Source organism: Streptomyces yangpuensis, assembly GCF_024666385.1.
GTDB classification, from domain to species: Bacteria; Actinomycetota; Actinomycetes; order Streptomycetales; family Streptomycetaceae; genus Streptomyces; species Streptomyces yangpuensis.
In genome coordinates this window covers 5,355,434-5,381,179 of record NZ_CP102514.1, presented here as the reverse complement: position 1 = coordinate 5,381,179, position 25,746 = coordinate 5,355,434, and the positions used below count along the sequence as shown (strand labels likewise).

Genomic DNA, 25,746 nt, shown 5'->3' with positions numbered 1-25,746 from the left:
GCATCAGGGGAGGGAACAGTTGAGCAGGTGGCATGTGGTGCGTGTGCCGGCCCCGTTGAGATGGGGGTCGCTGCCGAACGAGGGTGTACTCGGCGTACAGGATCTGCCTGGGGCGGTGGCCCGGATCGGTTTGCGGCCGGGCGATCCTGTCTTTGTCCGGCCGGATGGAGTAGTCGATCCGGAGTTGCTGGATTTCGTCCGCTCCAAGGAATTCCGGAACCTGGAGTGGGAATCGAAGCGCAATTATGCGACTGACATCCGAATACTTCTGGAGTTCCTGTCGTCCCGCGGGCTGTCGTGGAAAGAGGCGACCGAGCAGGATCTTGCCGACTTCCGGGACTGGCGGTGCCGGGCTCCAGAGAACCCGGAGCGGATCGGCGGGTCGAAGTGGAACCGTGAGGCGGCTGCGTTCACGAAGCTGTTCAGGTGGGGGAAGGTCTACCCGCTGCCGGTGGACGTGTCGCGGCGGGAAGACCGGGCTGCGGACTCGGTCAGTTCGCGGGTGTCGTGGCTGACTCCGCGGACATGGGGGTTGTGGTCGGACGTCGGGCTACGGGGGCACACTCGAGCGGGGGTGGCGGCCCCGGGTTGGGAGTCACGGACGGAGATCCGCAACACGAGCTTCGTGCAGCTGTTGCTGAGCTCGGGCCTGCGTCGGCAGGAGGGTGGTTCGCTGCTGACTCTCGAGTTGCCGACGCAGCGGTTGCGGCACGGCCGCTACTTGCACGGCCGGATCGCGGGGGCCGTGACGAGGTCGAAGAACACCCGCACGTTCTACGCATCGGTCGACTCCGTCGGTCAGGTCGAGGCTTACGTCGAGTCCGAGCGCGCTTGGGCCGTCCAGCGGGCCCAGGAACAGGGGACCTACGACAGGCTGCCGATGATGCGGCTGATCACGAAGGTGAGCCGGGGGCTGAAGCCGAAGGTCGAGTGGATGGATGCCGCTGGCGTCGTCGGCGGGCAGGAATTGAGCCTGCTGGGCTGGCGGGAGAGGCAGTGGTTGTTCCTGGAAGGCCCGGATGGTCCGGAGCCAGCCTGGTTGTGGTTGACCGAGCAGGGCCTGCCGATGGACCCGGATCGGTGGAACGGCGTGTTCAGGGCGGCGAACCTACGCTGCGAGGAGGTTCTGCTCACCGAGGAGGAGCGGAAGGTTGAGCGACGTTTCCGGCTGGCGGAAGTACAGGGGAAGACTCCGTACGCCACCCCGCACTCCGCCCGGCATTCCATGGCCTTGTTCATGTTGATCCTGCTCAACGAGCTGTTCGAGTCCCGCTACGGGCTCACGAGGAAGGATCGGCGTGACTTCGCCCTGCTGTTCGGTGATCCGTGGTGGCTGGTGAAGACGCTTCTGGGGCACGCGGACGTGGAGACGACGAAGCGGCACTACCTCGCGCCCGTCGCACACATGCAGTTGGAGTCGATTCTGGCCGCTGCGGAGAACAACGATGAGGGCCAGGACGCTGAGGACCTGGACGGCGTCTTCGCCCGGCTGGCCAGGGAGACGGCCGGGATCCAGGACATCGACTCGCTCCTGGAGGCGGCTTCGTGAGCGGGCGGGGACGCCGGGCCGTTCTGCCGCCGTCCGGTCACCGCGTCGAGCCCCCGCTGGCGCTGGAGGGCCTGGTGGTCACGGTCACGAATAAGGCGGGCTTCACGAAGGAGTTCGACTTCACCGCACTGTCGGTGGCCGAGCCGATGCAACGGTCGCTCGCTGCGTCCTTCGCGGCTCGGTCCCGCGGCTGGACCAGTCACACCACCGCCAGGACCTGCTGGACCGGTCTTGAGATGTTCGCGAAGTTCGTCGCCGATCTGGGCAGCCCGCCAGATGATCTCGACGGTCTCAGCACGTCCGACCTGCAGTCCTGGCGGGATCGGCACGTCGACACCAACAGCGGCAAGACCACACTGCGCGTCGTTCGGGGCCTGCTGCAGGGCGATGCCCGACTGGCCGACGGTCCAGTGGCGGAGGAGTTGGCACGCCGGATTCCACGGCCCGTGCCGAGCAAGCAGTCCTACGAGGAGAGTGAGCGGGACCGGGTGGTGCTGACGGCTCAGCGTCAGTTCCGGTCTGCCTGGTTGCGGATCGGTGAGAACACCCAGCTACTGAACCGCTGGCGGGCGGGCGATATCGCTGAGGGCAGCCGCGACTGGAAGATCGGGATGGTGCTTGACCACATTGCCCGCACCGGCGACGCTCCCCGCACTGCCCTTCCTGGTGGTCTGAAACAGGTCACGCATCACCGTGCGCTGGGCGGCACGGGCCTGGAGAAGACCTGGGGCCGGCTGTTCCTGACCCGCATGGAACTCACCGCGCTGGCCGTGCTGCTGACGGACCGGTTCGCATGGAACCTGTCCGTCTATGACCGCATGCCAGTGCCGACGAGGAGTCCGTCAGCCGGGGAGACTGCCTCGGTGACTTATCAGGTCCGGGTCGAAAAACGCAGGGCTGGCGATGGACAGTGGTTCTCCACTGAGAACGTCACGGACTCCGGGGCTGACTCTCCCGGCCGACTGATAACGCAGGCCCTGGAAGCAACGGCCCACTCGCGCAGGCTCGCCAACCTCCTGAAGCCGGGGAGCGACCTGCTCATGGCGGCTCGCGCCTATCACGCCGAACAGAAGCACGTCGATCTGGACCGGCCCGCGCCGGTGGGCCCGGTGTCGTTCGGCGTGTCCTACGCCATGGCTAAGCAGTGGGCCAAGAACAACGGGTTGGGCGGGTCCCCGTTCGGGCGGGTCCGCCGGACAACGGTGACGAATGAGGGCCGCCCTCTGCAGCACACTCAGGGCACCCACGAGAGTATTTACGTACTGCCTGACAAGCGGGTCCAGCGTGCTTCTCGGCATGTCTTCGCAGACGGGGCCCGCGAGGCCCTTGAACAGGCTAGGGCTGTTGCGTTCGGCGGAAAGATCGCGGATGAGCCGGCCCCCGGGCATCAGGAGACCGCGACAGCGGACTGCGAGGACGAAGAGACCAGCCCCTGGCCAGCTCCTGCAGGCGGCTGCGGGGCGGATTTCCTGCTCTGCCTGGCCTGCCCCAACGCGCACGTCCATCCCGGGCACCACCCCCGGCTCGCCCACTTGCACCAGCAGATCTTGAGTTTGCTGTCCGCGACGGATGAGCGCACGTTCCGGAAACGCTGGAACGATCATCTGCTGCGTCTGGAAGACCTCCGCGACGACACGAAGGTGGGCCCGGCCGCCTGGGCGGCGGCTCTGGCCCGCGTCAGTGATGCCGATCGCACCGTTGTCCGGCTCCTGCTGAAGGAAGACCTCGCCCCGTGACCAGCCTCGCTGCCGAATACGACCCGTACATCCTGGCCATGCCGGGCCCGGACAGCCCGGTGGTGCTGCCCGAGTGGATCAGCCCCGGCAACACGCACTACAACGCCCGCTACCGGGAGCCCGTCTGGCCGCTTGCGCCTCTCATCGACAATCCCAGCACCAGCCTGCTGTCGATCTCCTGGAGGAACTGCCCAGCCCGTCTGCTCGAGGAGATGAAACTCGTGACCTGGACGATGCTCAACGGCCGGCTCCGGCCCACCTACCTCAAGGAGCGAGGGGCTCAGGCACGGGGCAGGACGTCCGCCTCGGACATGCGGGACACCTGCAACGAATGGATGCGGCTGGCACGCTGGCTGCACGAACGCCGCTTCACCAGCCTCGGGGACTGCACCGAAGAGGTGTGGCGGGCCTACATGTCCGAGCGTTGGAAGGACGGCGTCTCCCGCACCTACGCCGAGAAGATATGCGTCATCTTGTCCGATCTTTGGGCTTTCGACCTACTCAGCGCTCGCCCTGCGAACGTCACGCGGCCCCCGTGGGAGGAGGAGGGCGTCGATGACTTCCTCCCCGCGGCCGACGGCTCCGCGTCCGGAGAGAACAGCCGGGAACCACTGGACCCGCAGACCCTGAGCCCGTTGCTGGTCTGGGCGATCCGCTTCGTCGACGACTTCGCTGACGACATCCTCGCGGCCTGGGCCGAAAGGCGACGGCTGGTCGCCGTGGCCGCCACCAACACGAGTCGCCCGGAGGGACTGGAAGCTCTTGCGGAGCACCTGCTGCCGCTCATCCGGGCGGGTGCAGCACTACCCGCCGTCCGGATGCGCGGCAAGATGGCACTGGCCCGAACCTACATCGCCGCTGTCACCGGCGCGAGCCTTGGTCAGGTCGGCCGCTTCTCCGCACAGCACCGGCTCTCGGCCCTGACCAACGAGTCTCCCGGTCCGTCTCCTTTGCGCGTGCCGGTCACCGGGCGGATCAACGGAAAGCCTTGGCGCACGCACATGGACTTCGACGAGGCCCCTGAGCTGATGCGGCACCTGGGCACGGCCGCAGCGGTCATCTGCCTGTATTTGACTGGTATGCGCCCGCAGGAGGTGCAGGGCTTGCGGTCCGGCTGTTGTCCCGAGCCCGAGCCTGCGACCGACGGCACACGCGGTCGGCATCTGATCCGCGGCCGGCACTTCAAGAACGTCACCGACCACGACGGCAACCTCATCTCGGCGGGTGAGGAGCGCGGGGTCCCCTGGGTTGCTATCCACCCGGTCGTGCATGCCATCCGCGTCCTGGAACGGATGGTGCCTCCTGGCGAGCTCCTTTTGAGCGCTGCACACCACGACTTCATGCAGCAGCGCGGCCACCACGGGGCACTGAAACACGCGGGCCTGAGCACCCGGATCAAGGACTTCGTGGGCTGGGCGAACCAAGAAGCGCAGGTCCTGGGCTTGCCCGATCTGGCCATCCCCGAGGATCCACACGGGACCATCGGCTTGGCCCGGTTCCGGCGAACGCTGGCCTGGCATATCGCGCGGCGTCCCGGCGGGCTGGTCGCGCTCGCGATCCAGTACGGGCATATGCGGACAGTCCTGGATGCCCGAACTTCCAGCGGCTACGGTTCCCGCAGCCGTGGGGGTATCCATAGCGTGCTCGACGTCGAGACCGCCCTCGCCGCTGCGGACACCGCGGCCCGTCTGCGTGACCGCATAGCCGCCGGGGAGAATATCTCCGGTCCGGCAGCCAGGCGGGCTGTTACCGCCGCCGCGACGACGCCACGGTTCGAGGGCCGAATAGTTACCACGACGTTCGCGAGGAAGGCCGCCAAGTTCCTCGCCCGTGACGGCGTCGTGCTCTATGACAACCCGGACGCCTTCCTGATCTGCGCGTTCAAGCACGACAACGCGCTCTGTGAACCTGATCCGGGTGCCACCGCGCCGAGGCAGTACGCCTGTCAGTCCGGCTGCGGCAATACGGTCCGCACCGATACCCACGCCCGTCAGATGCGGGACCGGGCTGGCGAGATCGACCAGCTGGCCGCTGCGGCACCAGAGAAGATCGCCAAGCGTCTGCAGTTGAACGCCTCCAGGCTCCGTGCCACTGCCGACACCCATGACGCCACCGCCCAGACCGCCGAGGCTCTGACATGAACCAGCACGACCAGGAAGAACGCACCCGCATCCGCGAGGCAATGGACCGGCTTCTGGCAGGAAAGGCCGTCGCCTCCAACGGAAGCCTCACCGTCGTCGCTCTCGCCGCCGAGGCCGGCGTCCACCGGATGGCCCTGCTGAAGCGGCACGTGGATCTCAAGAACGAGTTCTACGAGCGGGTCCGATCGGAAGCCCATCAGGTCCCGGAGTCCGAAAGACGGCTCCGGAAAAGCGTCGTCGAGCTCAAGACGACCATCGCGAACCAGAACGCCGAGCTCAAAGAGCTTCGCGCTCTGGTGACCCTTTTGACCCTTGCCAGCGCGGTTCTCACGCAAGACAAGAAGGCGTCCATGGGGCAGGCCCAGGCTCCCGAGCTACCTGAGAACGTCGTGCCGTTCCGTCCGCCCACGGCCTGAGGCCACCGGCCCGCAGGTGACCGCCCAAGATCGAACAGATGGTTGAGCACAGAAGTCCGTACGTGATGGAGCACGAGGAAGTCGTACGCGCCCAGGGACGTCCACCGGCACTTCCCCCTCCTCGAGGAGGGGGAAGTACGCCTCAGGCCGCGATGCCGAGTTCGGTGCGGGTGCGGTGGATGAACTCGCGGACGGCCGGCTCGCGCCGCCAGGGGGCGAGGGCGGTGTTGAACTCGCGGACGTAGTCCTTGGCCCGGGAGGACTGAACGCGGGCGAGGATGTCGACGGAGCGGTGGCCCAGCTCGAGGCCGTGGTCGAGGTCGCGTGCCTGGAGGTGGGCGGTCCCCACGATCGCGAGCCGCATCCCGACCGACCGGGTGAAGACCCCGGACGGCATCGCGGCGGCCCGCTGGTTCCAGGCCAGTGACGCCTTCGGATTCTTCAGATCGCGGAAGACCTCGGCGGCATCCGCCGACAGGCGTGCGTGGTGATAGAAGTCGATCCAGGCAGGCTCGTCACCGGGGCTCTCGTCGGCCTGGCTGATGAGGTCCTCAGACGCGGACAGGGCCCGTGAGGCTGCTTTGGCATCCCTCTCGCGAGCATGGGCGCGGGCTTCGATGAGCTTGGTGAAGGCCAGGACACGCGGGGCGGCCTGGCCCTTCGCGCGTTCGAAGGCACCCTGGGCCATATCGACGGCCTCGGAGGGGAAGCCCCGCAGCAGGGACTGCATGGCCATCGTGGTCAGGACATAGCAGCCGAGCTGGACGTCTCCCCCGGCGCGGGCTAGGCGGAGGGCCTGGATGAAGTGCCGCTGGGCGACATCGTGCTGGCCGACGTCAAAGGCCGTCCACCCCGCGAGCCGCGATAGCTCGGACGTGACGGAGAACAGGTCCTTCCCGACTTTGTCGGTGAAGGAGCCCCGCAGCAGAGGGGCCGCCCGCTCTTGCAGGCAGACGGTGACGGAGTTTGCCTTCCAGTTCCCACCGCCGTATTTGGAGTCCCAGCGGCGGGCCTCGTCGGCCGCATCGCGGAGTTCGTCGAGGTCGGCGCGGCCGACTTGCTTGCCGCCGGCGAGGTCGGAGCCGTCGTCGGCGGGGGTGACCAGCCAGCGGGTCACGGGGGTGGTGAACGCGGACACGGCGAAGCCGGATCCGGTTAAGAAGTCGCGGCGGTTCACGAAACTCCAGAACGACGTGGCCACTCGGACCGCATCAGCACGGTCCCGCGGGAAATCCAACCCCACATCCGCGTCCGGTGTCTCCGCATCGCCCATACCGATTTCGCCAAGCGCCACCGGACGGCCGAGCCGCTCGGAGATCGCCTGTGCGAGGAACGTCGGCACCGGCCACTTGGGGATCATGCCGCGCTGGCACCAGTTCGCAATGGAGGTATGCGAGTAGTCCGTCTCCAGCCCTGCCTGCTGGGCGAGCTGGTTGACCCGCAGAGCCAGAGACTTGTGGCTCGCACCGCAGGTCTCGATGAGCCGGTCCAGGTCCGCGTTCGGCGGACGCTTCCGGCGGCTGGTCGACGCCACCCGAATCCCCTTTTCCACCAGGTCAGCAACATGGCTGCTGACGAGGAAACGCCACGAGGCCAGCCGCGTCGACTGGGCAGTCGTACGCATTCCGACAGGGCACGGGGAGGCCGTTCACCTCTCCGCGTCTGGAGCCACCGAGGGTATTGCCTCGCGGACCCTGGGTGAACCTGCTTTGCGAGTTGTGAGCCCCCCTGCGAGCCCTCCCTGGCATGGGCCGCCGGCGGGTGTGATGAGGACGCAGGCCACCGCCGGGACGCAGGAAGGGCTCCCGGTGGTGGCCGCCGCCAAGGCACCACGACTTCACGCTCGGGGGTGAACCAGATGTGCGGAATTGCAGGACTGGCCGGAGGCGACGCCGTCCGGCACGAGAAGACCGTCGCCGCGATGGGTGCCTCGCAGCACTACCGCGGCCCGGACGGCACCATGCACGCCGCCAGCAGCGACCGCCGGGCGGTGCTGGCCATGAACACGCTGCTGATCGTCGACCCGCAGGCCATGCCTGGCCCCTACCTCGACCGGACCACGGGGGTGCTGCTGGCCTTCAACGGCGAGATCTACAACTGGCGGCAGCAGGCCACCGCCTGGGGCATCGAGATCAGCGAGAGGGAGTCGGACGCCCACTTCCTGCTGCGGGCCTGGGCCAAGATCGGCCCGTCCTGCCTGGACGGCCTGGACGGCATGTTCGCCCTCGCTGTCTATGACCCCAGGGTCGCGAAGCTGTTCCTGGCCCGCGACCGGCTCGGGGAGAAGCCGCTCTACTGGCGGCTGGACGGCGGCCGGCTCGCCTTCGCCTCCGAGGTCACCACCCTTACCGGCTACGGCCCGGCTCCACTGGTCTTACGGCCCGAGGTCACCGCGATCGAGACCCCCGTCGGCGTCGACACCCCGTTCCAGGGAATCCAGCTGCTGGCCCCGGCCACGCTGCTGTCCTTCGACGTCACCACCGGCTCGATCGACCAGATGACCTGGTGGCACCTGGAGGACCGGTCCCCGTTCACCGGCACCTACGACGAAGCCCTGGCCAGGTTCTCGACGATCCTGGCCGAGCAGATCCCGCTCAGGTCGCCGGTCTGCGACTTCGCCCTCCTCCTCTCCGGCGGGCTGGACTCGGCGGTGCTGGCCTACCTGATGCGGCCCCCGGTCTGCGTCACCGTCCGCTACCCGGGCCAGGACCGCCTGGACGAGTCATCGACGGCCGCGGTCATCGCCCGGGACATCAAGGCCGAGCTGGTGGTGGTCGAGCCCGACCACGTCGACTTCACCACCGCTCTGCCGCACATGATGCGAGCCCTGGACTACCCGATGGGCAACGCCTCCACCTTCTCTGAGCACATGGCCTACCGAAAAATCTCCGACCTCGGCCTGCGGGTCGTGATCGGCGGGCTGGGCCCGGACGAGTTTCTGATGGGCTACGTCCGCCAGGCCCTAGTCCTCTTCGGCCCCGACGCCGTCCTGAACGCCGGGCTCGATGCCTACCGGCCACTGGCCGCCAAGCTCATGCACGCCGCCAACGAGCCCCTCGACCCGGCGGAGGCGGTCACCCGGCTGATCCTTCGCGGGCCCGACCCCGACGGCCGCCTCCGCAACCTCGCCGCCGACGCGATGGCCCGCGCGGGCGGTGACCTGGCCCGCGGCCTGACCCTGGCCGACCTGGCGACGGCCTGGAGGCCGCTGGTGATGACCAGCGACAAACTCGCCTCCGCCTACGCGCTCGAACGCCGTTCCCCCTACCTCGCCCGCGACCTGGTCGAGTTCTCATACCGCCTGCCGGTCGACTACAAGATCACAGACCCGGCCCAGGGCAAGCGGATCCTGCGGGACGCCGCCAAGGCCCTCGGCCTGCCCCGCGAGGTCTGGGCCAGCCGGGACAAGCTCGGCTTCGCCTCCCCAGTCCCCAGCTGGCTCAACGGCAACCTCGCGGCCTGGGCCGACACCCAGATCCGCATGGCCCTCACCGACGCCCCGCCCCCGTTCCGCCCCCTCCTCGAGGGGGGTTTGAAGCCCGGCGGCCGCTTCGACCGCACCCGCATGCAGGCCCTCATGGCAGCCGCCTGGTTTTCAGACCAGACGGTGAGGGCTACCGCATGATCCCCAACTCCGTTACTACGGTGAGGGGATGCACTCCGAGACCACCGCCACCGAGGAGCCGGCCGCCGCCCGCGGAGCCGTCGCGATCATCACCAATCGCCGCGGCGAACTCCTCCTCCACCTCCGCGACGACCTCCCCCACATCGCCTGGCCCGCCCACTGGAGCCTCCTGGGAGGCGGCTGCGACCCCGGCGAGAGTCCGGCCACCGCGATCGTCCGCGAACTCGACGAAGAAGCCGGACTCACCACCGACTCGCTGACCGAGCTGTTCGAGATCACCGACCACCGCGGCTCCGGGCAGATCATCACCTTCTTCGCAGCCCGCTGGGACGGCGACGAGACCCGTCTCCCGCTCTCCGAGGGCGTCAAGCTCCAGTTCTTCGCCCCCGAGCACCTCGACATCCTCACGGTCCCGCCCTACATCCGCGACGGGATCAACCGCTATCTGGCCGCCAGGCCCTCCTGACCACCCCGCCCTTCCGGGCGGGGCAAGGGTGGGGCGCCAACGGCGGCCCCACCCGAAGGGACGACCCCGCTCATGAAGATGACCGTCATCGGATGCGGCTACCTCGGCGCCACCCACGCCGCCTGCATGGCCGAACTCGGCCACGAGGTCCTGGGCATGGACTCCGACATCGACAAGGTCCACACCCTCAACTCCGGCCGGGCCCCGTTCTTCGAACGCGACCTCGACGGCCTCCTCGCCAAACACACCGCCCCCGGCCGGCTCCGCTTCACCGCCTCCTACGGCGAGGCCGCCGACTTCGCCGACCTGCACTTCATCGGGGTTGGCACCCCGCCGCAGACCGGCAGCGACGCCTACGACCTCACCCACCTCTTCGACGCCGTCCGCCGCCTGGCCCCCGGACTCACCCGGCCAGCCGTCGTCGCGGTCAAGTCCACCGTCCCGGTCGGCACCGCACCCCGCGTCGCCGAGATCCTGCACGAGTACGCGCCCGCCGGGGACCTCGTCGAGCTCGCCTGGAACCCCGAGTTCCTCCGCGAGTCCTTCGCGGTCGACGACACCCTCCGCCCCGACCGGCTCGTCCTCGGCTTCAACACCACCCACTCCTGGGCCGAGGCCCTGCTGCGGCAGGCGTTCGACAAGATCATCGAGTCGGGGACGCCGACGATCGTCACGGACTGGGCCACCGCCGAGCTCGCCAAGGGCGCCGCGAACTCCTACCTCGCCACCAAGATCTCCTTCGTCAACGCGATGGCCGAGGTCTGCGAAGCCTCCGGCGCCAACGTCGCCGAGCTCGCCGACATCCTCGGCCACGACCACCGCATCGGCCGCCACGGCATGCGGCCCGGCCTCGGCTTCGGCGGCGGATGCCTGCCCAAGGACCTCGCCGGGTTCATCCACCGCGCCGACGACCTCGACGCAGGTCAGGCCGTCGGCATCCTCCGCGAAGCCGCCGCCGTCAACGCCCGCCGCCGCCAGCGCGTGATCGACCTCGCCCACGAAGAACTCGGAGGCGACTTGCGGGGCAAGCGGATCACAGTCTGGGGCGCCGCTTTCAAGCCCGAGACCGACGACATCCGCGACTCGCCCGCCCTCGCCGTCGCCCAGGTCCTCCACGACCTCGGCGCCACCGTCACCGTTACCGACCCCAAGGCCCTCGACAACGCCCGCAAGCTCCACCCCGAACTCGACTACGTCGAGGACCCGATCGCCGCCGTCGATGACGCGGACCTCCTGCTGCACCTCACCGAGTGGCACCAGTTCTCCAACATCGACCCCAAGAGGCTCGTCGCCCGCACCAACAGCCCCAAGGTCATCGACGCCCGAGGCACCCTCAACACCGACCAGTGGCGCGAAGCCGGCTGGATCACCCTGGCTCTCGGCCGCGTCTGATCTGACGACCCCGATGTGGAAGGGACCGGCGCCTTGGGCGCCGGTCCCTTCCACATGGCGCTGGTCCTGGACAGATACGTGCACTGCGCGGACAGGAGGCAGCCAGACCGACACACGAGGATCAGGCTCTGCCGGTCCCAGCCTCCGGACCTGCCAGTTCGGGCTGGGCATCGGCATGCTGAGCGAGCGCTTCGAGCACGTCGGCGGTCGCGGCGAGGAGGCGCGCGAACTGCTCGTCGGGCTTCAGACCGTCGAGCCCGGCCCGGGTCAGGGTGGCCTTCCAGCCCCGGGTCCGGGCGTGGGCAGGTCCGCTGGAGCGCAGACCTTGAAGGACCCGCAGGGGGGCGGTGAGTACGTCAGGGTCTCCGCCGGTCGACTTCACCCAGGCTTCGAGGCAGTTGATGGTCTCAGCCTTGGGGTCGCCTCCTGGCAGGGACCGGATGGCCTTCACGTCGAGGTAGTCGATGACACCCTTGGCCAGTGTCAGGATCAGCGCGTCGGCCGCGCTCTGCTCGCTGCTGGTGGGCAGGTGGAGGCCCTCGAAGGCGATCCGATCCGCAGGGTCCCATTCTCTGTAGACCGCGCGGCCGACAAGTCGGGAGAGCGCCCTGCTGAACTGCTCGCGGCCCTCGAACAGGCGGCGCACAGTGTCAGGGGGACCGTCAACCCACTGCCCGAGGATGTCCCGACGGTGGCGGAGCTCGTCACGACCCCCTCTGGGGGGAACGTTGAAGCTGAGCCAGTGGTCCCGCTCCTCCCCGGGGAGCTTGCCTCCCAGATCTCCGAGCCAGGTCTCGATGAGGCCCTCCGGGTTCGTCCCCAGAGGCAAGCGCCACAGGTCCAGGCAGCTGACTTGGTCGCTCGAAACGCTGTAGCGGGAAGGCTCGGAGTTGTAGCGGTGCAGGACTTCCCGGCGGAAGTACACCCGGGTGAGGTAGTGCGGGGTCCCGCGATCCTCGAAGTAGGTGCTGAGTTTCCTGGGATCGCAGGTCGCGGTGACCTGCTCGCCCGTGGCAGGGTCGACCAGGATGGTGAACTCGGGAAACCGGTCGTCCCGGGGGTGAGGACGAGCCAGATCCGCCGGTTCGGCCGCAATGGGTAGCACGAGCTGCTTTCCAATCAGCCGCACGAAGCCGGGACGATCGGCAGATCGTAGGTCCCCGCTGTGGAATGCGAAGTGGCGTTGTTCCGTGCGGTCTACCGCCTCGATCGGTGGCTCCGGCACAGTGTCCAGCCGGCTGATCCGGTCGTGCTGGAGGACCAGGAGGCGTTCCCGGACGGCGAGGTACCGGCGAAGCGGGAGAGCCGCAACATCGATGCGCAGTTCGGTGTCGGTCCGGCGGATCCGGACCAGTTGGTGGTCGCGGCCGGCGTCGTCTAGGTAGTACCAGGATCCGTCCAGGCCCGGGATCGCGTCGAAGTACCAGAGGAAGGAGGGGGTGAACTCGACGCTGGGCTCAGCTCGGCCGTGGTGAGTACGGCGCTGGACAAAGAACTCCGACTGCTCATCGTGATCTTGGAGACCTTCGTTAAAGACCGTTCGGCGGCTCGGATACTCGGTGCTGATACCAGCGGAGCCGACGGCCCAGGCATTGAAGGTGTACTCGGACAGTGCGTGCGCACGCCCGGCGGGCCAGGTCAGGTAGCTGCTGATCGCCCAGTCGTGGTTTTCGTTCAGCGACACGCCGACGACCGTCACCCAGTCCGTGGGGGCAGGGTCGAGTGAGGCCACATATTCGTCGGGACGCGCATATGCGGGAAGGTCGTCACCGCTGCCACTGCTGTAGTTCATCGCCACGGATCGAGTCTAGGTGGGCGCGGTGACAAGGCACCTGGAGCTGGTATCCACTGGATCACGATGCCGACACCCGCGGAGAGTCCCGGCCGACCAGCACACCGTGAGTACCGCCCCACGCCGATGCGACACGCTTGTGCCAGATGTCCGGTCCTCATTGTCGACTTCAGCGAGTTGCCGCGGCCGATCGAGATCCGCAACAACCTTATCGACCGAATCCGAATCCGAACGCGATGGCTCGGCGATGTCGAGCAGCTATCTGTCAGCCGTACCGCCACAGAGGAAAAGATCGCTCAACTTGAATCGAGAAAGGCCTGGAAGGACTCACCCATCTTCCTCGGCACCCCCAGTTTCGACCGGTCGATTTCTCGGGACGCCGAGACTGGGGTCACCAAGCAGGCATGAAATCTTTACGGAGGACTGAAGGCCAATCACCCGAATGCGACTACTCTAATCGCTAAGCAGGCGAATTAGGTGTCGGAAGTCGCTATCCTTCTCTTTGAGCCCTTCGATGTCGATCTCGGCCACGCGGGCAAGCAGCTCGTTCGGCTTCATTCTTTTCGCTTCACGCTTAGAAGGAAAGCCCAGCCATCTCTCACTCCATGGTCCTGCAATGATCCCGTCCATTCGCCCCGCAGCGTACATTACGTTTTCAGGGAGCTTCTCGGTGGCGCTCTCCAAATCCGTGAAGATCATGACAGGTCCAACACGGGATTCCGCGGCAGCCACCGCAACGTTCGCAAGACCCATGGAGCCTTGCGACCGAATTACAAGCAACTTCCGCGTTCTGACGCCCCCAGCAATGAGATTCTGCGCGATTCCATGGATGAGCAACTCGTCGCGCATCCCCTCCGTTACTACTGTGAGAGGCTTGTCGCTAGGCTGAGGCTTGCCGTTAGGTTGAATCGTTGCAATGTAAGGAACGAACACCTCTCCCAACTCTGCGGCTAGTCGGAGTTTGTGCTGAAGAACTGTGCAGAACCCGTGTGTCGCAGCGGCGAAAACGTCATCGCGATCGAACAGGAGTACGTTCAAATTCTTGCCTACGCGCAGCGCGTCGATGGCGGCAGGGCCGTACTCCGACATGGAAATAAACACACCGATTGTTCCAGCGAGCTTGCCATCTACCTTTCCCTTAAACTGATAGATGGCGGAGGCGGGAACCTGCTCCTTCCACCACTTCGCCTCAAGTAGGTAGAAGCGTCCTTCATGCAGAAAGGAACCATCTATCTCTTCCCCTGGGGGGCGAAATGAAGTTCTCGGTATCATCCCCTCCACTGCGAGAAGCTTGTTCAGCCATTCTTCGAACTTGCGCCCCCGCACCTGTGGCGTCATTCCATGGTGGAGGTTGTCTAGGTTCTCTAGTTCTTCACGTGGCGTCACAGAGAGGAATCCTACGAGCCTTCTGAGTCAGACGGCAGGGTTGGTTCGGAGAAGACACGGTCCACGCGAATGCCGTCGCCCATGCGCCGGCCCGGCTGGAGGCCCTCGGGACGGCCGCCGGGCTCGACCGGGCCGCCCTGCACAGTCCGTTGGCGGCGGCGCTGACCCTGGTGGTCCACCTCGTACGGGACAGGGCCGGCCGGCGCCGAGGTGCACGTCCTGGAGCGGGACCCCGTGGGCTCGTGGTCACCGTGCCGGCGCTGCGCTGGGGTGCGCGCGGGTTCGTACGGGACCGGGGCTGGGAGCGGCTGCGGCCGCTGCTCGCGGGTGCCCGGTGAGCGCCGTGGCGGTGGTGCCGCTACCGGTGTGACGCCGAGACTGGAAACGATCTATTGAGGGGAGCTTCAGGCACCCTGATCAGGGAAGGACCAGTGGAGGTCGTCTAGATCTGTGTCAAGGTGCCAGGAGTGAAGGAGCCGTTTCCTGGACAGCTCGGCCAGGACGAAGGGGATCGACACGAGCGGCAAGCCCGAGCATCGTGCAAGTCGTTCCGCCTCTGCTGACGATCGTCGGGTGCCGAGGGCCGCGTGGGAGGCCAGGACGAGATAAACCAACTGCTCCTGGGTGTTCGCTTCCGCGCGCCTGGCGTGCGCCATCGTCCTCAGAGCCCAGTCCGCTGCGCTTCTGCGAGCTCGCCTGCCAGGATTCTGAAGCAGGACTACGTGGTCGAGTAGTTGGGCGTCCCAGGTGCTGCCGCCTCCTGGCTGGACCGTCGCCCATGCCGGCCTAAGCCAGCCCTCGTGTTCAAGTTCGCTCCAGCAGCTACGGGAGCGTCGCACCCCGGAAGAGCGAACCAGCCCGTACGGCAGCCGTACGGCTCCGAAGGTTGAGGCCCGAAAGGCGCACTGAAGGGCCAGTAGGCGAGCGCCCGCCCCTACCGCTGGGTCGAGGGCTGCGGCGATGTAATTGATCATGTCGCGCGTTCTGCGCCTATCAGCCGAGTCGCGTTGTCCTGAGTTCGATGTGCGCCGCCGACTGCGGCTTCCAGGGACAGGTGTTGGGGTCGGATGCGTGAGCGGTACTACGGCTCCTTGATCCATGGCTGAGGCGCACGCTCTACATGCGTCGGTCAGGTGCCACACCCGCCCGCCGCCGGCGCGTACTACGACGAGAACCAGGGAGCCCTCGCAGCCGCGGTGACGTCGATGCCACCGGCAGTTTTCTTCCCGGCAGCGACATGTCCTCAGATGCGGGAAGGCCGCGCCGCCTCGAGCGTGGTCTGCGAGGTGCGCAAGCGCCGCGGCCCGCCGATGCCCGGGCGCGCTTAGCGGCCCGCAGTGTGCGCATACCGCCGCCAGGTTTCCTGCCTCCGCCCGAATCGTGATCGTCCAGAGGCGGTCGACCTTGCTTACGGGATCGATCTTCATGGGTGTGGCCTCCTCGCGACAGTGGAATCCGAGTCCACCTGCTTCGCAGGTGGTCGACGGCCGCACACCGTAGTGCAGACCTCTGCACTGAGGCTCTGCGGTGCAGATCTGATCAAATAGGGCAGACCTCTGCACTGACACGGCGGGGTGCCGCACCATGCGATAGCCAGGTGACGACTCCTCCGCCAGCCCCGAACCTCAAGGCCCTGCACTTGGAGTTGTCGCGCCTCCGAGCTGCCCGTGGATGGACCTACGATCAGCTTGCCGAGCGCAGCGGCCTGGCCCGACGGACCCTTATTGAGATTGAACAGGGCCGTACGGTGGGGAGCATTCAAACGTGGCATCGCCTCGCGCACGCCCTTGGGACACCCATTGGCGAGATCTTCGAAGCTCTCTGCCATGGACACGAACCGCCCGCGCCCTCAATCGGTGGACCGCGCTGATCGCGGACTGAAGATTCACCCTTCTCGCCTCATGTTTGCGTACCTACGTACAGAATGCGGATGTCTGGTCGAATTGGTGCATCCGAAGGCCGTACGCTACGGCTGCATGGCGGGTTCATGGGATGTATGGCAGCCACTCTCGCGTGTGTGAGCACCTTCGAATCAGCGGGTACCCCCGCCGGCCGGAAGCCTTGGTACCTGACCTCGGCAGATGTGCGGTCTGCCGTCTGCCCCACCTGTGATGCGGCCCGACAAACACCCTGCGTAGATCTGCGCAACAAACCGATCCCCGTTCTTCATCGTGGCCGGACTATGCGCTACCTCGATATCCGGTTCGGGGTTACGCCGTCACCTCGAGCGACTCCAGACAGTGAGCCACAGCCGCAAACGCCGCGCCTGGTCGGGCCTGGCCTGCGCGCGCTACGACCATCCTGTCCCGAGCCCTGGCGCCTTCCGCTGCACGAGCTGGCCGACCAGATCGCTTTTTCATTTCTGGACTACGCCAAGGTGGCAGTGGCCGAAGCGTGTGGACTCGAACGCACCGGTCTGACCGATCTGCTCTACGGTGACGACCGCATCCGACCATCCATCGACGCGCTCACGTACGCGCGCCATCGCCTGCAGCTTCGCAGGGAAGAGCACCACCTGGCCGGCCGATGGGGGGATGATCAATATGAGCACTGGAGATGGCAGTGCGACGCGGTAACTCGTCGCCTCAAGGAGGCCAACACCGAGCTGCAGCGCCAGCGTGACAGGGACCTCAGGCTTCACGGGCTGACCATCGACCATGTAGCGACGGACGATCCGCGTGAACAGGCCCATCGGTGGCTGGCGCAGTACCTCCGCGCGGAATTCAGTGAACTCTTCGTGCGAATCGCCGCGGAAGGCGGCGCACCGCCTCGCGTGCTCACTCCAGCGCGATCTCCTGAGGAAACCATCACCCGTGCATATGACAGGGGCCTGCTGGTTGCCCCGGTTACCCCAGAAGTCGAACGACTGCGCTCATGCGACGACGCGGAGTTCCGACGTCGTGTGCTCAATGACGCAGGTCGTCAGAACGATCGCGATGACATCCTCGCGCATCCGCTGCTCCTGCATCGGTGGCACCGCCAGCTACGGGTACTCCAGGATCAGGTCGCTCCCAGCGCGAGGGCAAGCTCGCCGCGTGGGCTTGACCCGCTTCCCTGGCGGAAGGTCGGGCTGGAGACCGCGGAGGAACTCTCAAGGCTCATGGCCCGGCGCACGCTCTTTGCTGTCCTGCTCCAGCGGTCGGATGAGAACCGGCATCTACGCAACCAGGTCGCCGATGCGATTGTCATCGCTGAAGCCTGCTCTCCAGACACGCCGGTGCTGAGGGAAGCCACTACGTCTGCGCGAGCCGAACTCGTCCGGCGTCATCCTGCCCTCTACCGGCTGATTCGGGATGTACTAGAACCGCACCTGACCAGATACGGACGGTTGAAGGACTGCTCACCCGAGCGGCGGCGGGTGCTCCGTTCCGAAGTCATGAAGACGCTTGACCAACGGCAGGCGTCTTCGGTGGGTGAATGACTGCCGCTCGAGTGGCCGGGACTCGATGGAATCGCCGGGACGCCGTCAGGCGCGAGTGAAGGTTGTTGCTCGGTGTCGTTGGACCCGTCGTGACGATGAGTGCGGATGATGGGAGGTGCTGGCAAGTACACCGGTACGGCCTCAGGCGGATCAGCGCCCTGGCGCCGAGGGCCGTTCGGCGAGAGTCCGGCCCGGCCCAGCCCCGGAGCCGGCAGCGCCCTGGCCTGTTCGAGGTACTTGATCGATCGATTTCAGACCGCAGGGTCAGGGATGTCCGAGAACGGCGTATCACCCGGCGCAATGCAGTTGCTAACTTCCTGGTCAACGCCGGTCGTGACCCTTGAACGCGCACGTCGCGTGGCTTGAATTTCGCTCAAGCATGAGGACTTGCCAGGGCGGCCGAGCCGGGGAACACTGCCGGGCCCGGCCAGGCAGGACGGGGACACAAGGCCGTACCTCATAAGGGAACACGGTCAGGGCCCCTGCGGCCGCCAGCTGCGCTGTGAACGGAGCCCTCCGAGGCGCGGCCCTCCTGGCGCCTTAGGCGTTGGGGTGCCCCGATCGGGAGAGAGCCGGACGGCCACGCGACATTGCATTGGGTTTGTTTGCACTGCATGAGCGGCATGCTGGGGTGTGGGGCGAGACGGCGAGGGGGACGGGTGTCGGACATGCAGGAGCGGCCAGCAGCGGCCGCAGGGGAGCGGCCGCTGACGGTACTGCCCCACACGCTGCGCATGGCGCCGATGCCAACGCCGAAGCAGATGGTCCCCTTCTACGACCCAGAGCAGTTCGAAGAGTTCGTCAAGGAATGGGTCCCGGCTCTCGACTCGCAGTACGTCCTGGTCGAACGCCATGGCGGTGCAGGGGACCACGGGATCGATGTCGCCGGCTACATGTCACCCGCGAGGCTGGAGGGTGCCTGGCACAACTACCAGTGCAAGCGGTACGCCGCCGCTCTCACCTGGGCCACCGCGGCCACAGAGATGCGCAAGATGTTCGTGGCCGCGGCCGCCAAGCACTTCACCGTCCCGACGCGCTACGTGTTCGCGGCCCCCAACATCTCCCGTAGCCTGCCACGCCAGCTCGCGTCACCGACCCAGAGCCGCGCCAGGTTCGTCGCGGAGCTGGCCACGACCACGGACAAGTTCTTCACGGCACTGACCGGTGAAGAACGCGAGGCGGTCACGGAGCTGGCGAAGGCCACCGACTTCTCCATCTTCGAGTGCATCGACCTCGACGAGATGCTCGACCTGCACCGCACAACCCCTCATTGGGCCGACCGGTTTCCCCACGCCCAGCTCCCCCAGGGCCCGCAGAAAATGATCCCGCCCCAGCAGCACCAGGAGGCGGAGACCCGCTACGTCCAGCACCTCCTGGACGTCTACCGCGAGCGCTACCCCGACACGATCACCACCCTTGAGCACGTAGCCGACGTCCCAAAAGCACAGCTGCACCTGAACCGGCAGCGGGAGGCGTTCTACACCGCCGAGGCCATCCGCGTCTTCGCCCGCGACTCCACAACGCCGGCCTACTTCGAAAAACTGAAGGACGACGTGTACGACATCGTCGTCGAGGTGGCGGAGAAGACCTACCCGAACGGCTGGGAACGACACGGTGCGGTCATGGAAGCCGCCGGAACCGTACAGGTGACCCAGACCGTCCTCTCCCCCTACGTTGAGCCCAAGACACGTAAGGGGATCTGCCACCATCTGGCGAGCGAGGACCGTCTGATCTGGTGCGAGAAGGGAGAGGAATGAACCCGCTCAACAGCCCGCTGGAGGTCGGAGTGCGCGCTCTCACCCTCCTCGCCGAGACCTACCCCGAGCCGCTGGACCTGGCCCAGCTCGTCGTCCTGGACCACGCCCTGCTCCACAGCGGCGAGTTCGACGGCCCTCCCAGCCTCCACCCCGACCTTCCCGCGCGGGCCGGGGAGATCGGGATGAAGCGAACCGTGCTGGAGCAGGCCCTGCTGGTGCTGATCCGAGCGGGCCTGGCCGGAGTGGAGAACTGCAGCGAGGGCCTGATGTACAAAGCCACCGACCGCGGCCCGGTATTCGTCGACGTCCTCGAGGCTCCATACGCCGATTCCCTGCGCCGACGCGCCGAGTGGGCCGTGCACCACTACTTCCCCGGAACGGACTCTCGTACCGCCACCCGGGACATCGTCAACCGTGCGGCTGACACTCTCGCCTGGGCGGAGTCTGTACATGAGTGAGCTGCGACTGACCCACCTCACCTATGCGGGGTCCAGCAGGCCGGTGGCGAGCGTGGAGTTCGACGCCGCGCTGACTTTGATCTACGGCGCCTCGGACACCGGCAAGTCATTTATCGCTGAGTCGATCGAGTACATGCTGGGCGGCCGCGGGAACCTGGAACTGGTTCCGGAGGCCGATGGCTACAGCCAGATCCTTCTCGGCCTGCAGCTGCCGGACGGCAGTCCCCTGACTCTGGTTCGGGTACCGGGCAAAGGCACCATCCACATCCACCGCGAAGACCTGCGCTCTCTGGTGACCCGGCCCGCCGATGCCGACGTCACCGCGGCCCACACGGCACGCAGCAGGAACAGCCTCTCCCTGTTTCTGCTCACCGAACTCGGGCTGGAGGGGCTCAGGCTCCGCAAGAATGACGCTGGCGGAACCCGCGAGCTGACCTTGAACGACCTCGTGCACCTCTCGGTTGTTCCCGAAACCCGCATGGTCGATCCTCTCTCCCCGGTCCTCCACTCAAGCGCAACGAGCGGCAAGACCGTGGCAGCCTCCGTCATGAGGCTCCTGCTGACTGGCGAAGGCGACCCGGACGTCGACACCGGCCCGAACGCGGGGCAGCGCCGAGTTAACAAGGGCAAGATCAACCTGCTCGATCAGATCATCATCGATCTGCAGAACAAGCTGACGACCAATGAGAACGTCAGTGAGCTCCGCGCCCGGCAGGTACGCCTACAGACCTCCATCGACGAGCACTCCACGACACTGCGGGTGATCACCGATCGCCACCTGGACGCCGTCACTGCACGGATGAAGGCAGCCGACGAACTCGCCGGCCTTGAAGCGCGGCTCACGGAGGTCGGTGATCTCGTCACCAGATTCGAGCTCCTCGAAGCCCAGTACCGATCTGACCTGGCCCGCCTGGAGATGGTGACCGAAGCGGGCACCCTCCTGGGCTACTTCCAGGTCGGCACTTGCGTCTTCTGCGGAGCCGAGCCCGAGCACCAAAACCCGGACCATGGAGAGCACGAGACCACCCAGCTGCACGTCGCGGTCCAAAGCGAGACGGCCAAGACCAGCGCCCTGCTCGCTGACCTTCTACCCACGATCGAAGACCTGCGTGCACAGTTCGGCGACCTGAGCGCCCGCAGAGCCTCTCTCCTGCAAGAAGCGGCTCGCGCTGATCAACAGATCACCTCAACGCAGGAGCTGATGGCACCCATGCGCGAGCGCATGGACGAGAGCCTTCAGGCCCGCTCCGCCATCGAGCGGGCCCTGGAACTCCACCAGCGGATCGACGAACTGGAGGAGCGGCGCTCACGCCTGGACGGGGAAGGAGCGGTGCCCTCGCAACGCCCCGCCGAATACATTCCCAACCGAGACCTCACCGCCTTCGAGGGTGTGCTGCGCCGGACGCTGGAGACGTGGAAGGTTCCCTCCGTTCAGTTCCCGGAGTACGACCAGTACGCCCTGGACATCCGCGCCGGAGGCCGTACCCGGGCCGGGCGCGGCAAGGGCGTCCGGTCGGTGCTGCACTCGGCGTTCACCACCGCATTGGCACGGTTCTGCTTCGACAACGGCCGGCCGCACCCGGGCTTCGTCGTCCTGGACTCGCCGGTGGTGACCTACCGGGACCCAATCAGCGATGACCCCGTCGGCGAGGACGTCGACATGACCTCGAACGTCGTGGACCACTTCTACCGGAACATGCTCGCCTTCCCCGGACAGGCCATCATCATTGAGAACGGCGACCCGCCGGTCGACGTGATTTCTCAGGCCCTCACCTACCGCTTCGCCGGGGCAGACTCGGGCAGGTCCGGATTCTTCCCCGAACCTGCCCCGCGGGGCTGAGTGCGAGGTCTCGCTCACGGGCGCAAGCCGGGGCCGCACTGCGACCACGCCAGCCACAAGGCCCAAGGCAGCACGATCCGCCGCTACATCATCTGGCGGAACAAGCACGCCGCCGACGAATACCTCCGCAGGGTCGTGGCCAGTGCCAACGCCGCCTGACCGGCCGCTACCCGAACGAGCCGTCGGCTCGACCGGCGAAGCTCTCACAGGCTATTCACTCAGCGGAGCAGGTGAGAGAGACACTGATTCCGATTCCGGCTCCCGCCAATTGGCGTCGTCAAGTCCATCTCTCTCTGAGAGGGAGGCAGTGGGTGCCAGCGTCGAAATCGGCTCAGAATCAAGCAAGGAATATTGTGACATGCCGCGGATTACATCCAGGACCTGCAGCAATGGAAAGCCCCTTCGGGCCTCAAGTTCCTTGACAATATAGCGATCCTCGGCATCTGGGAGATCGACCTGCGCTGGAGTCGCGGCATCACTCCTGAGGAACGCACGGACAAGGAAGAAGCTCTTATAGAAGAGCTCCATGAACGCCGAGTCGTACGGCAGTGGAAGGCGAATGAGATTGAGCTTTTCATCCTTCCGCGGCACGTCCCTATTATTGGCTTTCGGGTAAATCCCGATTCGAAGTCCTTCGGCACCCTCTAGGGCTCCTGGCCGCACCTTCACGGTCGTGCCGACCCACTTGTCAACCTGAGGATTTCCGACGAACAGGTCGGCCTTCCAGAGTCCATTGATTGATCTGGGGAGTGATTCTCTGACATCGCTCCGATGGAATGCCCTAAAGATCTCCGGAATGTATCGCTTGAGCTTTGGGGGGCGCCCACGGTTTCCCACATAGATCAGCGATTCGTCGGTCAGCGAGTTCTGAACCGTCTCCAGAATGGGAATCCTCCCCTCCTTCTCTGGGCCGAAGAGAATCGAACTGGCGCCTCCTGGGATTCCACAGAACCCTTCGAGGACCTCGCTTGCCATCGGCCAGATCAGGTTGTTTCTGTTCCCGATAGCCTCGTGTACGGCCAATTCGAAGCAGATGCCCGCGTCTCCATCCCCCTCGCGGAACTCCCGTGCGAGGTCACGTAGCGTCCAATTTTCGTAACCCCCCAGGCGCTCCACGCGATCCATGGCAACCGAATACAGGATCGCCTCGAAGACGGGTGCCACCATCGCGAACTTAGCCATGACGGCGTCGGAGATATCCTCCTGCTGAAAGCTCTTCAGAACACGCATGGAGTAAGCATCCCAGGTCGGCCAACCGTACGGGCCAGTACGATCCGAGTTCGTAGGCGGGCAGCAGGCGAGCACTGCACCGCCACGGCCGAACGTCGCCAATGGTGCGGCCGAGAGTGACTTACCCCACCGCCTGATCCGCGAGACAGGTACTGACCGTGCCTCATGTGCCGTCTATGACAGCTGCGCTGTGACCTGCAGTGATACCCGCTAGACGTTCGACTGGGAAGTGGCTTCCAGAGTGCGGTGCTGGGTTGTCAGGAGACGGCGGACAGTCTGTGCCACCAGTGGCTGCAGCCGCCAGAGCAGAAGCGCTCGCGCCGCCGTGCGTCGGCGATCGTGATTACTGCGATCAGCAGCCTGAACGCCTTGCGGCGTTCGTCGAGGGGTATGAGACCGGCGATCTTCCCCAGTTGCTCGTCGATCCGGCCTCGTGAGATCAGCACTGCGGGCGTATGCGTCGGGCGCAGCCCGGAACGGCGGATGCTCTCCGGTGCATCCTCAGCGACAGCGCGCGCCTGGACGCAGTGATGGCGCAGGAAGAGCAGCACTTCGGACTGCTCTTCCTGGCTGAGGCCGTCGAACCATTCGATGCCCTCTGACATCGGTCGCAGCCCCTGCGCGAGCTCGTTGAGCAGGACGTCGCGTTCGTTCATGACTGCCTCCCTCGGGACGGACGCCGCTCCGCGGCGATGATCAGGATTCCGAGCAGCACCGCCAGATCGGCCGCACCTTCGACGTCGTCGGCCCAGCGGGTGGTCTCCAGTGGGCGAACCTGGTCGAGTAGGACGCCTTCCCGCGCCAGGACGAAGGCCAACGCCAGCATGGCCGCGCGGGCGTTGCCGTCCTCGAACGGATGGAAGAAGAGGACGTCGAGGTGGGCCCTGGCAGCACGTGAGGGGAGAGGCAGATTCGGTTGAACGCTCTCGGACAGACAGTGCTCGAACAGCGCCTGCGTATCGGGGGCAAGACCGTAGCGCTCCCGTCCGCCCTTCGCGAAGGCCGGCATCGTGCGGAAACCGACCAGGTCGTGGCCCAGTGCAGCCCGCTGCCACTTAGCCATGAGGGCGAAGGTCAGCGGCCTGCCTTGCTCCGCGTCGGCGAAGGCCACGTCGAGGGCGGTCAGGACCCGCGCGGTTCCCTCGCTGTCACGTCCGCCTCGCGTTGCCGTGAAGAAGTTCTGGAAGCCGTCGCGGGCCGGCGCTCCGGAGGCGAGGCATGCGCCGGGCCAGGATGGCCAGGAGATCTCCGGCCGGATGAGCAGCCAGTCGGCGAGGCTGTCCTTCGGTTGGCCGGGCCCGGAAGTCATCTGATTCCGTCCACGCCTCCGGCGAACCGCGAGCTCACGGCGTCGACCACCGGAACTTCAGGGGCGATCCAGCTGTCGAACCGGCCGCCGACCGCGTCCTTGACGATTTCCTCGGCCCGGCCCTCGTCGATGCCGTTGTAGGCGAGGAACCATCGGAGGACTTGCATGCAGTGCCCGTACCAGCCGCTCTCGGCCTGGGTGCGGTCAGCCACCACGGTGACCAGGCGGGTGCATGCTCTCTCCCAGTACCAATGGTCCGCCGAAGTCACCGCAGTGTTCCTCGGCGGAGCCAGGTTCACGAACCGTTCCGCCAGGTCCTCCAGCCAGCCGCGCCATTCCTGAAGAGCCTCAACGACCAGAGGGGCAGTCGCATCCGGGGTCGTCACAGAGTCGGATGAACAGCACCACGCCTCGACGACACCTCCGTCGACGTCACCCTCGCCGACCGACCAGTTCCATCCGCAAGCCCATCGGCCGTACCGGCCTGCCAGGAACTCGGTGACGGGATCCAGCGAACGCCAGCGATCCTCGCGAGCGACCTCAGCGCTGGGCAGCAAGGGCGCGACAAGGCTCGCCAGCTCGTCCGCCGTATCGTCGTTCATCTCGAACGGATGTCGAGCCGGATCCACATCTGCCCACGTCAGGGTGCGTGCCCACAGTTCACTCACCGTCCCACTCTGCCTTGCGTAGCCGCCCTGACTCCACTTCATATCGAGCGGCTGCCCCATCAGCGGGAAACGATCTTCGGTCAACTGGGAAGCGATCTTCAACCGCTTCTGTTTCACCTGGTCAGAGAGACTCGTGAACAGCCGCAGCGGGGTCTGGTCCCGGGCAGTGAGCTGACCGGCGAGCCCGGCCGCGCCGACGCGCTGGCGAGGTCGGTCAGCTTGTGGGGCAAGGCGGGAAGCGCAGCGTTGGGCGGCGAGTCGCACACGGTGGCGTAGGCGCCGCCGAAGACTGCGGCTCCGAGGGTGTCGCCGAGCTGCCGGGTGGAACCGTTGATCTCGGACCCGACGCCGGGCCTATCGGCTGCGGCGGCTCCCCCGAGGGATTCGGCCGCGGGTAGGGAGGTAAGTCTGGTCCTTCTGCTCCCGGCGGCGAAGACGCCGTGCGAGAGCGACGGCCCGAGGCAGTTCCTCCTCTGGTACGCCGAACTCCGCGGCCAGCAGCGTCCGCGAAGCCGGGTCAGGCAGCCACTCGTGGTTCTCCCACCGCGAGCCCGCGCCCT

19 protein-coding genes and 2 pseudogenes are annotated in these 25,746 nt (G+C 66.4%); 14 read left to right on the top strand and 7 right to left on the bottom strand.

Translation table 11 applies throughout. From position 1 onward, the window contains the following. Positions 1-19: 19 nt before the first annotated feature. From NRK68_RS24785 to NRK68_RS24770, 4 genes are read left to right on the top strand one after another with little or no spacing between them, the layout of a single operon-like run. On the top strand, positions 20-1,549 hold the full coding sequence (locus NRK68_RS24785) for a site-specific integrase (protein ID WP_257857920.1): 1,530 nt from the start codon (positions 20-22) through the stop codon (positions 1,547-1,549). After that, positions 1,546-3,285, top strand: a complete 1,740-nt coding sequence (locus tag NRK68_RS24780; RefSeq protein ID WP_257856757.1) for a hypothetical protein — start codon at positions 1,546-1,548, stop codon at positions 3,283-3,285. The genes NRK68_RS24785 and NRK68_RS24780 overlap by 4 nt, the downstream gene beginning before the upstream one ends. Next, complete coding sequence (locus NRK68_RS24775) at positions 3,282-5,426, top strand: integrase (protein ID WP_257856756.1); 2,145 nt, start codon at positions 3,282-3,284, stop codon at positions 5,424-5,426. The genes NRK68_RS24780 and NRK68_RS24775 overlap by 4 nt, the downstream gene beginning before the upstream one ends. Continuing rightward, positions 5,423-5,842, top strand: coding sequence for a hypothetical protein (locus tag NRK68_RS24770; protein WP_257856755.1), 420 nt, complete (start codon positions 5,423-5,425; stop codon positions 5,840-5,842). The genes NRK68_RS24775 and NRK68_RS24770 overlap by 4 nt, the downstream gene beginning before the upstream one ends. A 142-nt stretch (positions 5,843-5,984) precedes the next feature. Here NRK68_RS24770 and NRK68_RS24765 read toward each other — a convergent pair whose 3' ends face one another. Then, positions 5,985-7,466 carry an NsdA family TPR-like regulatory protein gene (locus tag NRK68_RS24765; protein ID WP_505514230.1) on the bottom strand — a complete coding sequence of 494 codons (1,482 nt, stop codon included), beginning with the start codon at positions 7,464-7,466 and terminating at the stop codon, positions 5,985-5,987. 234 nt (positions 7,467-7,700) lie between these two features. On the opposite strand from NRK68_RS24765, the gene NRK68_RS24760 reads away from it, so the two are divergent. The 3 genes from NRK68_RS24760 (at position 7,701) to NRK68_RS24750 (ending at position 11,325) form a co-directional block, all read left to right on the top strand. Next, a complete protein-coding gene (locus tag NRK68_RS24760) occupies positions 7,701-9,467 on the top strand; it encodes an asparagine synthetase B family protein (RefSeq protein WP_257856754.1) in 1,767 nt (588 codons plus the stop codon). Between the two features lie 28 nt (positions 9,468-9,495). Next, positions 9,496-9,933 carry an NUDIX hydrolase gene (locus NRK68_RS24755; protein WP_257856753.1) on the top strand — a complete coding sequence of 146 codons (438 nt, stop codon included), beginning with the start codon at positions 9,496-9,498 and terminating at the stop codon, positions 9,931-9,933. Positions 9,934-10,005: 72 nt separating this feature from the next. Beyond that, positions 10,006-11,325 carry a UDP-glucose dehydrogenase family protein gene (locus tag NRK68_RS24750; RefSeq protein ID WP_257856752.1) on the top strand — a complete coding sequence of 440 codons (1,320 nt, stop codon included), beginning with the start codon at positions 10,006-10,008 and terminating at the stop codon, positions 11,323-11,325. A 121-nt stretch (positions 11,326-11,446) separates the two neighbouring features. Here NRK68_RS24750 and NRK68_RS24745 read toward each other — a convergent pair whose 3' ends face one another. Both NRK68_RS24745 and NRK68_RS24740 read right to left on the bottom strand, forming a co-directional pair. Next, positions 11,447-13,117: a hypothetical protein gene (locus NRK68_RS24745; RefSeq protein ID WP_257857918.1), complete on the bottom strand. Its 1,671-nt coding sequence runs from the start codon at positions 13,115-13,117 to the stop codon at positions 11,447-11,449. Between the two features lie 453 nt (positions 13,118-13,570). After that, the gene (locus NRK68_RS24740) at positions 13,571-14,503 is read right to left on the bottom strand and encodes a restriction endonuclease (protein ID WP_257856751.1); all 933 of its coding nucleotides are present in this window, start codon (positions 14,501-14,503) and stop codon (positions 13,571-13,573) included. Between the two features lie 47 nt (positions 14,504-14,550). Between NRK68_RS24740 and NRK68_RS24735 the strand changes: the two are divergent. The 7 genes and pseudogenes from NRK68_RS24735 to NRK68_RS24705 form a co-directional block, all read left to right on the top strand. Then, positions 14,551-14,841 (top strand): annotated as a pseudogene (locus NRK68_RS24735) (TadA family conjugal transfer-associated ATPase); the annotation flags it as partial. A 1,259-nt stretch (positions 14,842-16,100) separates the two neighbouring features. Further along, entirely contained in the window at positions 16,101-16,373 is a 273-nt protein-coding gene (locus NRK68_RS24730; RefSeq protein ID WP_257856750.1) for a helix-turn-helix transcriptional regulator, read from the top strand. 312 nt (positions 16,374-16,685) lie between these two features. Beyond that, a complete protein-coding gene (locus NRK68_RS24725; RefSeq protein WP_257856749.1) occupies positions 16,686-17,924 on the top strand; it encodes a hypothetical protein in 1,239 nt (412 codons plus the stop codon). 668 nt (positions 17,925-18,592) lie between these two features. Further along, positions 18,593-19,681 carry an ABC-three component system protein gene (locus NRK68_RS24720; protein WP_257857917.1) on the top strand — a complete coding sequence of 363 codons (1,089 nt, stop codon included), beginning with the start codon at positions 18,593-18,595 and terminating at the stop codon, positions 19,679-19,681. After that, positions 19,678-20,139 (top strand): ABC-three component system middle component 2, encoded by a 462-nt coding sequence (locus tag NRK68_RS24715; protein ID WP_257856748.1) that lies wholly within the window; start codon positions 19,678-19,680, stop codon positions 20,137-20,139. Before NRK68_RS24720 ends, NRK68_RS24715 begins: the two co-directional genes overlap by 4 nt. Next, the gene (locus NRK68_RS24710) at positions 20,132-21,979 is read left to right on the top strand and encodes a P-loop NTPase family protein (protein ID WP_257856747.1); all 1,848 of its coding nucleotides are present in this window, start codon (positions 20,132-20,134) and stop codon (positions 21,977-21,979) included. Before NRK68_RS24715 ends, NRK68_RS24710 begins: the two co-directional genes overlap by 8 nt. A gap of 42 nt (positions 21,980-22,021) precedes the next feature. Next, positions 22,022-22,138, top strand: a pseudogene (locus NRK68_RS24705) (IS630 family transposase); the annotation flags it as partial. A 51-nt stretch (positions 22,139-22,189) separates the two neighbouring features. Here NRK68_RS24705 and NRK68_RS24700 read toward each other — a convergent pair. From NRK68_RS24700 to NRK68_RS24685, 4 genes are all read right to left on the bottom strand, one after another. Beyond that, positions 22,190-23,209 carry a hypothetical protein gene (locus tag NRK68_RS24700; RefSeq protein WP_257856745.1) on the bottom strand — a complete coding sequence of 340 codons (1,020 nt, stop codon included), beginning with the start codon at positions 23,207-23,209 and terminating at the stop codon, positions 22,190-22,192. 257 nt (positions 23,210-23,466) lie between these two features. Next, on the bottom strand, positions 23,467-23,865 hold the full coding sequence (locus tag NRK68_RS24695; RefSeq protein WP_257856744.1) for a DUF5958 family protein: 399 nt from the start codon (positions 23,863-23,865) through the stop codon (positions 23,467-23,469). Continuing rightward, entirely contained in the window at positions 23,862-24,518 is a 657-nt protein-coding gene (locus tag NRK68_RS24690) for a Fic family protein (RefSeq protein ID WP_257856743.1), read from the bottom strand. Before NRK68_RS24690 ends, NRK68_RS24695 begins: the two co-directional genes overlap by 4 nt. Then, entirely contained in the window at positions 24,515-25,450 is a 936-nt protein-coding gene (locus NRK68_RS24685; protein WP_257856742.1) for a hypothetical protein, read from the bottom strand. The genes NRK68_RS24690 and NRK68_RS24685 overlap by 4 nt, the downstream gene beginning before the upstream one ends. Between the last annotated feature and the right edge of the window lie 296 nt (positions 25,451-25,746).